Source organism: Pseudomonas sp. D8002 (assembly GCF_013385695.1).
GTDB lineage: Bacteria > Pseudomonadota > Gammaproteobacteria > Pseudomonadales > Pseudomonadaceae > Aquipseudomonas.
Window position 1 is genome coordinate 88,477 of sequence record NZ_JACAPM010000008.1, and the last position, 13,158, is coordinate 101,634.

The 13,158-nt window shown below is 62.1% G+C and carries 13 protein-coding genes; 8 read left to right on the forward strand and 5 right to left on the reverse strand.

Translation table 11 applies throughout. The annotated features are described in order from the left end of the window. Positions 1-26: 26 nt before the first annotated feature. Genes HX807_RS05485 through HX807_RS05495 form a run of 3 tightly spaced genes read left to right on the forward strand, consistent with a single transcriptional unit; the run spans position 27 to position 3,700 of the window. Positions 27-1,835 carry an ATP-binding protein gene (locus HX807_RS05485; RefSeq protein WP_023659335.1) on the forward strand — a complete coding sequence of 603 codons (1,809 nt, stop codon included), beginning with the start codon at positions 27-29 and terminating at the stop codon, positions 1,833-1,835. Next, on the forward strand, positions 1,832-3,217 hold the full coding sequence (locus tag HX807_RS05490) for a sigma-54 dependent transcriptional regulator (RefSeq protein WP_003213224.1): 1,386 nt from the start codon (positions 1,832-1,834) through the stop codon (positions 3,215-3,217). Before HX807_RS05485 ends, HX807_RS05490 begins: the two co-directional genes overlap by 4 nt. 27 nt (positions 3,218-3,244) lie before the next feature. Then, complete coding sequence (locus tag HX807_RS05495) at positions 3,245-3,700, forward strand: YiiD C-terminal domain-containing protein (RefSeq protein ID WP_003213222.1); 456 nt, start codon at positions 3,245-3,247, stop codon at positions 3,698-3,700. Between the two features lie 113 nt (positions 3,701-3,813). Here HX807_RS05495 and cysQ read toward each other — a convergent pair whose 3' ends face one another. Both cysQ and nudE read right to left on the reverse strand, forming a co-directional pair. Further along, complete coding sequence (cysQ, locus tag HX807_RS05500; RefSeq protein ID WP_008435771.1) at positions 3,814-4,650, reverse strand: 3'(2'),5'-bisphosphate nucleotidase CysQ; 837 nt, start codon at positions 4,648-4,650, stop codon at positions 3,814-3,816. Beyond that, a complete protein-coding gene (gene nudE, locus HX807_RS05505; protein ID WP_076018169.1) occupies positions 4,647-5,213 on the reverse strand; it encodes an ADP compounds hydrolase NudE in 567 nt (188 codons plus the stop codon). The genes cysQ and nudE overlap by 4 nt, the downstream gene beginning before the upstream one ends. An 87-nt stretch (positions 5,214-5,300) precedes the next feature. Between nudE and yrfG the strand changes: the two genes are divergently transcribed. Continuing rightward, the gene (yrfG, locus tag HX807_RS05510; RefSeq protein ID WP_003213217.1) at positions 5,301-5,963 is read left to right on the forward strand and encodes a GMP/IMP nucleotidase; all 663 of its coding nucleotides are present in this window, start codon (positions 5,301-5,303) and stop codon (positions 5,961-5,963) included. A 120-nt stretch (positions 5,964-6,083) separates the two neighbouring features. Here yrfG and lysM read toward each other — a convergent pair whose 3' ends face one another. Further along, the gene (gene lysM / locus HX807_RS05515; protein WP_003213215.1) at positions 6,084-6,524 is read right to left on the reverse strand and encodes a peptidoglycan-binding protein LysM; all 441 of its coding nucleotides are present in this window, start codon (positions 6,522-6,524) and stop codon (positions 6,084-6,086) included. Between the two features lie 130 nt (positions 6,525-6,654). Between lysM and HX807_RS05520 the strand changes: the two genes are divergently transcribed. The 4 genes from HX807_RS05520 (at position 6,655) to HX807_RS05535 (ending at position 11,562) form a co-directional block, all read left to right on the forward strand. After that, positions 6,655-7,542, forward strand: coding sequence for a LysR family transcriptional regulator (locus tag HX807_RS05520; RefSeq protein ID WP_177049458.1), 888 nt, complete (start codon positions 6,655-6,657; stop codon positions 7,540-7,542). A gap of 95 nt (positions 7,543-7,637) precedes the next feature. Beyond that, positions 7,638-8,477, forward strand: coding sequence for a formate dehydrogenase accessory sulfurtransferase FdhD (gene fdhD / locus HX807_RS05525; protein ID WP_008435774.1), 840 nt, complete (start codon positions 7,638-7,640; stop codon positions 8,475-8,477). After that, positions 8,474-10,822, forward strand: coding sequence for an FdhF/YdeP family oxidoreductase (locus HX807_RS05530; protein ID WP_177049459.1), 2,349 nt, complete (start codon positions 8,474-8,476; stop codon positions 10,820-10,822). The genes fdhD and HX807_RS05530 overlap by 4 nt, the downstream gene beginning before the upstream one ends. Positions 10,823-11,079: 257 nt before the next feature. After that, entirely contained in the window at positions 11,080-11,562 is a 483-nt protein-coding gene (locus HX807_RS05535; RefSeq protein ID WP_008435777.1) for a glycine zipper domain-containing protein, read from the forward strand. A gap of 180 nt (positions 11,563-11,742) precedes the next feature. Here HX807_RS05535 and HX807_RS05540 read toward each other — a convergent pair whose 3' ends face one another. Further along, positions 11,743-12,174 (reverse strand): thioesterase family protein, encoded by a 432-nt coding sequence (locus HX807_RS05540; protein WP_003213207.1) that lies wholly within the window; start codon positions 12,172-12,174, stop codon positions 11,743-11,745. A gap of 60 nt (positions 12,175-12,234) precedes the next feature. After that, positions 12,235-13,092 (reverse strand): M15 family metallopeptidase, encoded by an 858-nt coding sequence (locus HX807_RS05545; protein WP_003213205.1) that lies wholly within the window; start codon positions 13,090-13,092, stop codon positions 12,235-12,237. Between the last annotated feature and the right edge of the window lie 66 nt (positions 13,093-13,158).

Here is a 13,158-nt window from a genome sequence, read left to right on the forward strand (position 1 = left end):
CCTGTACCCACAGGCGCATGACTCCCATGACTCCACCCCTTCCGCGAAGACCCCGCTGGCGCAGCCTGGCATTGCTGGCGCTATGCCTGGCACCGCTGTTGTGGCCGCTGGAGCACTTGGCCGAGCGTTATTACCGCAACGAACTGGCCGGCCAGAACCGCCAGACGCTGGACCTGTACGTCGCCAACCTGCTGGGCACCCTGCACCGCTACGAAGTGTTGCCGCAAATCCTCGGTGACCTGCCGGCCCTGCGCACCGCCATCGACGCGCCTCACGTCAGCACCAACCTGGTCAACGCCAACCACCTGCTCAAGGACGTCGCCGCCCAGGCCGGGGTGGAAGTGATGTACCTGATGGACACCACCGGCAAGACCCTCGCCGCGTCCAACTGGGACAAGCAGGACAGCTTCGTCGGGCGTAATTTTTCCTTTCGCCCCTACTTCAGCGAAGCCATGGCCGGGCGCCTCGGGCGCTTCTTCGGCCTGGGCACCACCTCGGCCAAACGCGGTTACTTCTTCGCCGCCGCTGTGCGAGATGGTGACAAGATCATCGGCGTGCTGGTGGTGAAGGTCGACCTGGACCACACCGAAAGCCTGTGGGGCAACACCCCCGAACAACTGCTGGTCACCGACCACAACGGCGTGGTGATCCTGACCTCGCGCCCGCAATGGCGCTTTCGTGCCACCCGGCCGCTGACGGATGAAGAACGCCGCGCCATCATCGCCATCCAGCCCTATCCGACCCGCGACCCGCAGCCGCTGAGCCTCAGCCCGACGGCGTGGGTGCGCCAATCCACCGACATCGCCGAAACCGGCTGGAAAGTCGAGATTCTCGCGCCGCGCACCTTGATCAGCCGCCCGGTGCGCACCGTGGTCGCGGTGGGTGGCGCCGCCTTGCTGGTGCTGATGCTGTTGCTCGGCCTGATGATGCAGCGCCGTCGTCACTACCTGGAACGCATCGCCTTCGAAGCCAAGGCCCGTCGCGAGCTGGAGATGCGCGTGATCGAGCGGACCAGCGACCTGGAAGGCCTCAACCGACGGCTGAAGCAGGAAGTGCTGGAACGCGAACATGCCCAGCAGGAACTGGTGCGCGCCCAGGACGACCTGGTGCAGGCCGGCAAGTTGTCGGCGCTGGGCACCATGTCGGCGAGTATCAGCCATGAACTCAACCAGCCGTTGGCGGCGATTCGCAGCTACGCGGAAAACGCCGGGATTTTGCTCGACCATGAGCGCACCGACGACGCCCGTGGCAACCTCAAACTGATCAGCGAACTGACCGGGCGCATGGCCTCGATCATCGCTCACTTGCGCGCCTTCGCCCGGCGCGACCGGCATGCGCCGGAAAGCGTGGCCCTGCAACCGGCCCTGGACGATGCCCTGGCGCTGCTGGCCAAGCGGCGGCGGGCAATGGAAGTGGAACTGATCCGCGACCTGCCCGAGGCCACCTTGTGGGTGGCGGCCGGCGAAACCCGCCTGCGCCAAGTGCTGGGCAACCTGTTGGCCAACGCTCTGGACGCCCTGACCGAAAAAGGCCCGCCGCGCAAACTCTGGCTGAGTGCCCAAACCACCGAACAGGGCGTCAACCTGTACATTCGCGACAACGGCCCGGGTTTCTGCATGGAAGCCCTGGGCCGCGCCAGCGAGCCCTTCTACACCACCAAGACCCGCACCCAGGGCCTGGGGCTGGGCCTGGCGATCTGCGACACCCTGATGCGCGCCTTTGGCGGTGAACTGTTGTTCGCCAACCACAAGGAAGGCGGCGCACTGTTAACCTTGAAACTGCGCGCCGGAGCACCGGGTGTCAGTCTGCAACCGTCCGAGGACCGCAGTGTATGAGTATCGATAACCAGATTCAGGTGGTGTTGATCGACGATGATCCACACCTGCGTCAGGCCCTCTGCCAGACCCTGGACCTGGCCGGGCTGAAAGTCCTGACCCTCGGCGAAGCCCAGGGCCTGACCGCGCGCCTGTCCCGGGATTGGCCGGGGGTTGTGGTGAGCGACATCCGCATGCCCGGCATGGACGGCCTGGAACTGTTGAAGGAACTCCACGCCCAGGACCCGGAGCTGCCGGTACTGCTGATCACCGGCCACGGCGACGTGCCACTGGCGGTGCAGGCGATGCGCACCGGCGCCTACGACTTCCTGGAAAAACCCTTCGCCAGTGACGCCCTGCTCGACAGCGTGCGCCGCGCCCTGGCCCTGCGCCGCTTGGTGCTGGACAACCGCAGCCTGCGCCTGGCCCTGAGCGACCGTCAGCAATTGAGTACACGCCTGGTGGGCCACTCCCCGCAAATGCTGCGCCTGCGCGAGCAGATTGGCGCGCTGGCGGCGACCAAGGCTGATGTGCTGATCCTCGGTGAAACCGGTGCCGGCAAGGAAGTGGTAGCGCGTGCGCTGCACGATCTGTCGAACCGCCGCAGCGGCCCGTTTGTGGCGATCAACGCCGGCGCCCTGGCCGAGTCGGTGGTGGAAAGCGAGTTGTTCGGGCATGAGCCCGGGGCCTTTACCGGCGCCCAGAAGCGGCGCATCGGCAAATTCGAATTCGCCAACGGCGGCACGCTGTTTCTCGACGAAATCGAAAGCATGAGCCTGGATGTGCAGGTCAAGCTGCTGCGGCTGTTGCAGGAGCGTGTGGTCGAGCGTCTGGGGGGCAACCAGCTGATCCCGCTGGATATCCGCATCATCGCCGCCACCAAGGAAGACCTGCGCCAGTCCGCCGACCAGGGGCGCTTCCGGGCGGACTTGTATTACCGCCTCAACGTTGCGCCGCTGCGCATTCCACCGCTGCGCGAACGGGGTGAGGATGCGCTGATGCTGTTCCAGCACTTTGCCGACGAAGCCAGCACGCGCCACGGGCTACCGATGAAAGAGCTGCAACCGGGCCAGCGCGCGCTGTTGTTGCGTCACAGCTGGCCGGGCAATGTGCGCGAGCTGCAAAACGCCGCCGAGCGTTTCGCCCTGGGCCTTGAACTGGCGCTGGACAGCACCCCGGACAGCCCTTCGCCGGGCATCCTCACCAGCACGCCCGGCGGCTTGAGCGAACAGGTCGAACAGTTTGAAAAAAGCCTGATCGCCGCCGAACTGGCGCGCACCCACAATTCCATGCGCAGCCTCGCCGAGGCATTGGGCGTGCCGCGTAAAACCCTGCACGACAAACTGCGCAAGCACGGGCTGAACTTCGCTGACAGCGGCAACAGTCACGCTGACGACGAATGACCCTTTTCCCCCTGCCACGAGGCCACCATGAGTCGCGATAGCCGTTACCTGGAATCGATCCTTCACCACGACATTCCCCTGACCCGGGAAATGGGCCTCAAGGTTATCGACTGGCAGGACCGGCAGCTGCAACTGCGCTTGCCTCTCGACGCCAACATCAACCACAAGAGCACCATGTTTGGCGGCAGCCTGTATTGCGGCGCCGTGCTGGCAGGTTGGGGCTGGCTGCATTTGCAGTTGCGCGAGGAAGGGATTGAAGACGGGCACATCGTGATTCAGGAAGGGCAGATCAGTTATCCGCTGCCGGTGACTACCGATGCGACGGCGATTTGCCAGGCGCCTGATGACAAGGTGTGGAAGCGATTCGTCGCCACCTACAAGCGTTATGGCCGGGCGCGCTTGGCGCTGGAGACGTGGATCGTCAACGAGGGCAGTGAAGAGCGGGCCGTGGCCTTTACCGGGCAGTACGTCCTGCACACATAACAAATGTGGGAGCGGGCTTGCTCGCGAAAGCGGCGGATCAGCCAATACATCTGGTGACTGACACACTGCCGTCGCGAGCAAGCCCGCTCCCACATTTTTGATCGGCGCTGTGCTTAAGACCGGGCCAGGGTCAGCAACCGCTCACGCCACTCCGCTTTAGCCGGCAATGCCAGGAAGAACGGGTTCAACAACGACGCCCGCGCCGGGTAACTGAAAGGCTGCCCATCCAGCTCCAGCACTTCCCCACCCGCCCCTTCCAGCACCCCTTGCGCGGCCGCCGTGTCCCACTGCGAGGTGGGCGCCAGGCGCGGATAGCAATCGGCGCTGCCCTCAGCCAACAGGCAAAACTTCAAAGAACTGCCGATATTGGCCAGCTTCAGCTCGCCCAATCCGGCACTCAAGCCAGCGAGCAAGCGATCCTGTTCAGGGCTCGTATGGCGACGACTGGCAACCACGGTAAATGCTTCACCGCTCGCCGGGGTCTGGCGCACCTGGATTTGCTTGGGCGCAGCACCTACATCGGAACGCCAGGCACCCAGCCCGGCACCCCCGAAGTAGCACCGACCGCTGGTAGGCATCGACACCACACCGAACACCACGCGACCTTTTTCGATCAGCGCGATGTTGACGGTGAACTCCTCGCTGCCGGAGATGAATTCCTTGGTGCCATCCAGCGGGTCCACCAGCCACCAGCGCTGCCAACCGGCGCGCACGCTCTGGTCAATGTCGGCGTCTTCCTCCGAGAGCACCGGAATGCTCGGGTCCAACGCAGTCAGCCCGGCGAGGATCAAGTGATGGGCAGCCAAGTCGGCGGCAGTGACCGGTGAATCATCGGTCTTGGTGGTGACGGCAACATCGGCGCGCCAATACGGCAGGATGACCTCGCCAGCCTGGCGGGCCAATTCGATCGCGGGGGCAATAAACGGGTGACCCAGGAACAGTTCGCTCATGGCTGGAACGCTCCACGTTGAGTCAACAGGTCGCGTACCAGGTACAGCGCGGCCAACGCGCGGCCCTCGCTGAACTGCTCGTTCTGCGCCAACTGCGAGAGCTCCCGCAGGTTGACCCGGTCGACGCGCATCGGCTCGGGCTCGTCGCCTTCCAGGCGCTCTTCATACAGTTCGGTGGCCAGCACCACCTGAATTTTCTGGCTCATGTAGCCGGGGGACAGCGACAGCTCGGTGATGTGCTCCAACTGGTGGGCGCCGAAACCGGCTTCTTCCTTGAGCTCACGGTCGGCTGCCGCCAACACGTCTTCGCCCGGTTCGATCAGGCCCTTGGGCAGTGACAGTTCATACTCGTCGGTGCCGCCGCAATATTCTTCGATCAGCAACGCATGGTCCGAGTCGATCATCGCCACGATCATCACCGCGCCATAACCGGCCCCCCTGCCCACCAGGCGCTCGTAGGTCCGCTCCACGCCATTGGAAAAGCGCAATTGCACTTCCTCCACGCGGAACAAACGGCTACTGGCGACTATTTCGCGGGCGAGGACGGTGGGTTTCTGGCGCATGAGCGGCTCCTTGGCGTGATCGGGTTACTATACCGTGGCTTTTCCGATTGTCTGTGTCGGATATCTTTTCTTACATGAGTGTTCTTTATGCCTCCATTGCCCTGGCACGCCATCGACACCGTCCTACTGGACATGGACGGCACCTTGCTCGACCTGCACTTCGACAACCATTTCTGGATGGAGCACCTGCCCCAGCGCTATGCCGAGTTGCATGGTGTGAGCCGGGCCATGGCCGAGATGGAGCTGCAGCCGCTGTTCGAGCGTAACGCCGGACAGTTGCAATGGTATTGCCTGGATTTCTGGAGCGCCGAACTCAAGATCCCGGTGCGCGAGCTCAAGCTGGAAACCGCACACCTGATTGCCTTGCGCCCGGATGCCGACACCTTCCTGGCGGCGATCAAACAGGCGGGCAAGCGGGTGATCCTGATCACCAACGCCCATCGGGATTCGCTGTCGTTGAAGCTGGAACGCATCGAGTTGGCGCCTTATTTCGAGCGACTGATCAGCTCCCATGACTATGGTTTCGCCAAGGAAAACCCGCAGTTCTGGGACGCCCTGCACGCCGACATCGCCTTCGACCCGGCCCGCAGCCTGTTTATCGACGACACCTTGCCGATCCTGCGCAGCGCCCGGGATTTTGGCGTGGGGCACTTGCTGGCGGTGAAGGAACCGGACAGCCGGAAGGGGCCCAAGGACACGGCGGAGTTTGCGGCGGTTGGGGATTACCGGGACTTGATCGTAGGTTTGTAACAACACTGAAGGTCCAATGTGGGAGCGGGCTTGCTCGCGAATACGGTGTGTCAGCCACTGAATATATTGACTGATCCACCGTATTCGCGAGCAAGCCCGCCCCCACATTGGGTCCGCGGATTACTCAGGAATACGCAGCGTCTGCCCTGGGTAGATTTTGTCCGGATGGGACAGCAGCGGCTTGTTGGCCTCGAAGATTTTGTTGTACTGGTTGGCGTTGCCATACACCGCCAGCGAAATAGCGCTCAGGGTGTCGCCCTTTTTCACCACGACAAAGCGGGCCGCCGCGACAGCAGGACCGGAAACGGTGATCTGGTCATCAACACTCGCAACGCCGGCGATGTTGCCCAGCGCCAGCAATATCTTCTCTTTCTCTTCCTGGCTGGCGACTTCACCTGTCACGGTCACCTTGTCACCGTCGACGGTGGTTTGCACATTGGGGTTACCCAATCCAACCTTGGCCACGTGCTCTTTTAACTGCTCGCTCGCGTTGGCATTACCCGGTGTCAACAGGTCAATCAACTTCTCGCCTGCTTCCTTAACAAAGCTTAAAAGACTCATGGTGCACTCTCCTTGGGATTTAATTTCCAGATGCCAAAGACTAGACCAGTCCTACAGAATTGGGTTCCAGCCTGACCAAAGACCCAAACACGCTAGAATCCCACCGCATTGGAATAAGCCCGGAGCGAAGATGGACATCAAACAGCTGAAATTCCTCATCGCCCTCGACGAAACCCGTCACTTCGGCCAGGCGGCGGCGCGCTGCCATATCACCCAGCCGACCCTGTCGATGCGCCTGCGCAGCCTGGAGGAAGAGCTGCAGTTGCCGCTGGTCAATCGCGGGCAGCGCTTCGAAGGCTTTACCGCCCCCGGCGAACGCGTGCTGGCCTGGGCACGCACGGTGCTGGCGGCCTATGACGGCTTGCAGGCCGAGGCCGCTGCGTGTCGCGGCAACCTGGTAGGCACGTTGCGCCTGGGGGTGGTGCCGTTGTCGAGCTTCGATCCGCTGGCGTTGATGCAGAAGCTGCACAAGGAACACCCCAGCCTGCGCTTTGAGTTGTCCGCGTTAAGCTCCGAGCAAATCCTTGAACAACTTGCCAGCAACCGCCTGGACCTCGGTGTGTCGTACCTCGAGCGCCTGGACGCCGAACGTTTCGACTCCCTGGCCCTGGGCGAAACCCGCATGGGCCTGCTGTACGACCAACGGTTCTTCAGCTTCGGCGACAAGCCCCTGAGTTGGGAGGCGCTGATCGAACTGCCCTTGGGCATGCTCACCAGCGGCATGCACTTTCGCCAGTCCATCGACCATAACTTCCACAGCCGTAGCCTCAACCCGCAGCCACTGTTGCAGACCGATGCCGTCCATCAATTGTTACAAGCGGTGCACGGCGGCCTGTGTTGCGCGGTGATGCCACTGGACGGCGGCCTCGACGCCCTCACCGAGCACCTGCGCCTGCAACCCATTGAAGATGCTCACACTTTGGCTCGCCTGGGGTTGATCATGCGCCGCAGTGCACCCCGTTCGGCCTTGGCGGAAGCGTGTTTTGCGCTGTATCAGAAATCGCTGATCGAGACTTGATCGACGGCATCTATCGGTAGATCAGTACTGACGATTAGACGCGACCCTTTGTCGCGCCTAGTCTTACAGCTGAATACTCCCGGTGGTAATGCCCAATGAACGCCCAGCGCCCAGTCTGCGCGGCGCCCGCCCTCGAAACGCCCGCGCCCGCCGCCAGCCAGAGCTACCAGTTTTGTAATCTCGAACACACCGAATCGGCCAGCACCGCGCTTGCCGAGGAAGTTGCGTTGGCGATTGCCTATAACGACATCAGCCAGGCGGTGATGCTGGTGACGCCGACCGACCTTGAAGACTTTATCGTCGGATTCAGCATCGGTAGCGGCATTATCGAAGACGTTAGCGACATTTATGACCTGAAAATCAGCGGTTCGGGCTCGACCCAATACGCTCAGGTGCAGATTTCCAGCCGCGCGTTCTGGAATATGAAGCAGCAGCGCCGGCAACTCGCCGGCACCAGCGGCTGTGGGCTGTGCGGCGTAGAAGCCGTGGAGCAGGCGCTGCCCAACCTCAAGGTGTTGCCCGGCGCGCCGTTGCCGCCTGCCGAATGGCTGGATGGCCTGCGCCAGCGCATCAGCGCGTTCCAACCGCTGGGCCAGTACAGCGGCGCGGTGCATGCGGCGGTGTTCATGAACAACCAGGGCGAATTGCTGCTGGGCCGTGAAGACATCGGCCGGCATAACGCCCTCGACAAGCTGATCGGTGCGCTGATCCGCCAAAAGATTCCGACCGACGGCGGCCTGGCGATTGTTACCAGTCGCTGCAGCCTCGAACTGATCCAGAAAGTCCTGCGTGCAGGCATCCAGACCCTGGTCAGCCTGTCGTCGCCCACCGGCCTGGCCCTGCAATGGGCTCGCCGGCACAACCTCAATCTCATCCACCTGCCGCAGAAAAGTGCGCCGCGGGTCTATAGCCCTGCGATGGAGAATCAAGCGTGAGTAATCATCATCAAGCCGACGACAAACCCACCCCGCGCTACAAGCCCTATAAAGGCCCGGCGGGTGGTTGGGGCGCACTGATCAGCGTGGCGCAAGCCTGGCTGACCAGCGACAACGCGCTGAAAAACATCCGCATGATGCTCAAGACCAACCAGAACGGCGGCTTCGACTGCCCGGGCTGCGCCTGGGGCGACTCGCCGGAAAGCGGCATGGTCAAGTTCTGCGAAAACGGTGCCAAGGCGGTCAACTGGGAAGCCACCAAGCGCCGGGTCGACGCGGCATTCTTCGCCAAGCACAGCGTCAGCGCGCTGCTGGAGCAGAGCGACTACTGGCTGGAGTACCAGGGCCGCCTGACCGAGCCGATGAGCTACGACGCCGAAACCGACCGTTACAAACCTATCAGTTGGGAATCGGCTTTCGACTTGATCGGCAAGCACCTCAATGCGCTGCCAAACTCGGACATGGCCGAGTTCTATACCTCGGGCCGGGCCAGCAACGAAGCGGCTTACCTCTATCAACTGTTTGTGCGCGCCTACGGCACCAACAACTTCCCGGACTGCTCGAACATGTGCCACGAAGCCAGCGGCGTCGCCCTGGCGCAAAGTGTGGGCGTGGGCAAAGGCACCGTGACCTTCGATGACTTCGAGCATGCGGACGCGATTTTCGTCTGGGGCCAGAACCCCGGCACCAACCACCCACGCATGCTGGAGCCACTGCGCGAAGCGGTAAAACGCGGCGCCCAGGTGGTGTGCATCAACCCGCTGAAAGAGCGTGGCCTGGAACGCTTCCAGCACCCGCAACACCCGCTGGAAATGCTCACCAACGGCGACAAGCCAACCAACACCGCCTACTTCCGCCCGGCGCTGGGAGGCGACATGGCCATCCTGCGGGGCATGGCCAAGTTCCTGCTGCTGTGGGAACGCCAGGCCCAGGCCGAAGGCAAGGAGGCCGTGTTCGACCACGACTTCCTCAACGAACACACCGCCAACGTGCTGGATTACCTGGGCAAGATCGACGACACCTCATGGGATGAAATCGTCGAGCAGTCCGGCCTGACCCTGGTAGAGATCGAGCAAGCGGCGCGCATGTACGCCAAAGGCAAGAACGTGATCATGTGCTGGGCGATGGGCATCACCCAGCATCGCCACTCGGTGCCGACCATCCAGGAAATCGCCAACCTGATGCTGCTGCGCGGCAACATCGGCCGCCCGGGCGCAGGCCTGTGCCCGGTGCGTGGCCACAGTAACGTGCAGGGCGACCGCACCATGGGCATCAACGAACGGCCACCGGTGGCGTTCCTCGATTCCCTGGAGCGTCGTTTCCAGTTCCAGGTACCGCGCGATAACGGCCACAACGTGGTGGAAGCGATTCACGCCATGCTCGAAGGCCGCTCCAAGGTCTTTATCGGCCTGGGCGGCAACTTCGCCCAAGCCACGCCGGACAGCCCACGCACCTTTGAAGCACTGCGCAATTGCGACCTGACCGTACAGATCAGCACCAAGCTCAACCGCAGCCACCTGATGCATGGCAAGGACGCGCTGATCCTGCCATGCCTGGGCCGCACCGACATCGACATCCAGGCCGAAGGTCCGCAAGCCGTGACCGTTGAAGACTCATTCAGCATGGTCCATGCCTCCAACGGCCAACTGCAGCCGCTGTCGAAACAGATGAAATCCGAGCCTGCGATTCTAGCGGGCATTGCCGCCGCCACCCTGGGCAGCAAGCCGGTGGACTGGAACTGGCTGGTGGCCGATTACGACCGTATTCGCGACCTGATCGCCGACACCATTCCGGGCTTCAAGGACTTCAACGAGCGCCTGAAAAACCCGGGCGGTTTCTACCTGGGCAACTCGGCTGGCGCCCGTCGCTGGAACACCCCGTCGGGCCGCGCCAACTTCCGCCCGAACATCCTGCCCAAGGACCTGGTGCACGAACGCACCCGCAACACCGGGCAATTGCCGGACCTGATCATGCAGTCGATGCGCTCCCACGATCAGTACAACACCACCATCTATGGCCTGGACGACCGCTATCGTGGGGTCAAGGGCCAGCGGGATGTGTTGTTCGTCAATGAAGCCGACATCATCCGCCTGGGCTTCAAGCCGGGGCAGAAGGCTGACATCGTGTCGATCTGGGACGACGGCCGTGAGCGTCGGGTGAAGGGCTTTACCTTGCTGGCATTTGATATTCCGGCGGGGCAGGCTGCGGCTTATTACCCGGAAGTGAATCCGCTGGTGCCGCTGGAAAGCACGGGGGATGGCAGCCATACGCCAACGTCGAAGTTTGTAGCGATCCGCCTGGAAGCAGCGAGTGCAACCGGCTTGATCATGGCGAAGTCGGCCTAAGCGACACCTCATTGTGGCGAGGGAGCAAGCTCCCTCGCCACAGACAGCACCCGAGTTTCTTACGGGCACAAAAAAGGCCGCTTTTGCATAAAAGCGGCCGTTCCGAAGTAACTAAAGACTCGCAAAACTCACTTAAGTTCCTCATACAAAACAGTAACTTAGAGAATTGTATACAACCCATACCACTGGTCGGGTTTCGATTGTCACCGTCTCGATACAACCTCAGGATCGCGCCGTCATCCTCTTGAGGTTCCTCTATGAAGTTCTCCTCGATTCTCTTGTTGTCCCTTGGCCTGGTCAGTGGCGCAGCCATGGCCGGTGGCACCACCGAAGCCGGTGTGGGCGGCGCATTGGGCGGGGTTCTAGGTTCTGTCGTAGGTCAGCAGTTGGGCGGTAACACTGGTTCAGCCATCGGTGCGGCTCTTGGCGGCGCAGGCGGCAGTGCGGTGGGCGCAGACAAGCGCAGCCGCGGTGAAGCAGCCATTGGCGGCGCATTGGGCGCGGCCGGCGGCAACGTGGTGGGTCGCAGTGTCGGCGGCAGCACCGGCAGCCTGATCGGCGCAGCAGCCGGCGGTGGCGCCGGTGGCGCACTGGGCAACTACATGGGCAACAAGAGCGATGACGATGATCGTCGTTACCGTGGGCGTGATAACCGCCGCTATGACCGCGACGACCATCGCGGGCGCGGCCATGCTTATGGGCATCGCAAAAACAAGCATCACTATCGCCACCACCGGTAACACGCGAATCGAAAGAACAACGCGGGTTTAATGTGGGAGCGGCGGTGCGACGATTCGACTTGCTCGCGAAGGCGGTGGATCAGTCGCCGGATGTATTGGCTGATACAACGCCTTCGCGAGCAAGTCGAATCGTCGCACCGCCGCTCCCACATTTGATTTTCATTGCTTCGCAGATCGTATTCAGATCACCAATCGCTGTAACGCCTCGCGCAACATCCCCGGGATCGTCACCGGCTGGTTCGACGCCCGATCCACAAACACATGCACAAACCTCCCCGCAGCACAGGCATCTTCTTCTCCCGCCTTGAACACCGCCAACTCATACTGCACCGAACTGTTGCCCAACTTGCCCACCCGCAGGCCGATCTCGATGCGGTCCGGAAAGGCAATCGAGGCGAAGTAGTCGCACGCCGAACTCACCACAAACCCAACCACTTCGCCGTCATGAATATCCAACCCGCCCTGCTCGATCAGGTAGGTATTCACCGCGGTGTCGAAGAAGCTGTAGTAGGTGACGTTATTCACATGGCCATATACATCGTTGTCGTGCCAGCGCGTGATGATCGGCTGGAAGTGGCGGTAATCGGCGCGTTGTGGCATGGCGTTGGTCATCGGTAAAACCCGGGCAGGAGGAGGCTCTCTTGATACTGGGTTCAAGCACTACCCGCAAGCCTAGGTTGGGCTTTGCTCAATCGTTTGCTGGACGCACGCCATACGCTTGAGCGCTTGATCCGTCTCGGCCGATTGCTGCAGGCACTGGCGATAGGCGGTGATATAGGTCTCGACTGCAGCGCTGGCCTGCTGCGGCGTGACCCGCGCCAGATACTCCACGAACGAACGCCGGCCGATCTGGAAGTGTTGGTAATCCAGCGGAAAATCCCAATAACCACCCCAGGTCAAAAAGCCGTGTTCGGCGAACAGGTCAATCACCTCTTCTGCCCGGCCAGGGCGCGCCGGCTTGCCGGGGCGGGCATCCAGGCGGTTAACGGCATTTGCGGTACTTGCCCTGGGCTCAACAGTGGCCTGGCCGGTGAATTCACCTCGCGGGTTACGCCCGAACAAAACGAATGGGTTTTGCAGAGGGTTAAGGTCAATTGCGGCGCCATAGGCGTGCAGCGACCACCCCGAAGCGCCACTGACCTGGCGCCCATTAAAACCACTGGTATTGTTGCGGGCCATCGAGACCTTGTCGTTGCCTCGATAGGTTTCCAGCCTGACCGCCTGATGCACCGGGAACCGACGTTGCAGCAACTGCCTGAAGATCTCCTCCACATGGGGCGCGATGGCATCCAGCACTACAAGCTGCCCGTTGTTATGCAGCACTCCGCCAAAGTCCACATAGCTGAACGTCACCCGCGCCAGGCGTGCGCAGGGCAATGGATTGGCGGCGGTGATGGTGTTGCGAAGCTGCATCTGCCGACAGTCATTCACGCTCAACGGGATGACCGAGGCCAGCGTGCCTTGTGCGACCAGCAACCCGGCGAACAGCAAGACGCCGGGGACAACACCACGAGAAAAACCAAAAGCCATGGGCAATTCCTTTGCAGAAGAAGTGAAGCGTCAAACCTTCTCACCTGCGGGCACGGTCCGGCTGTC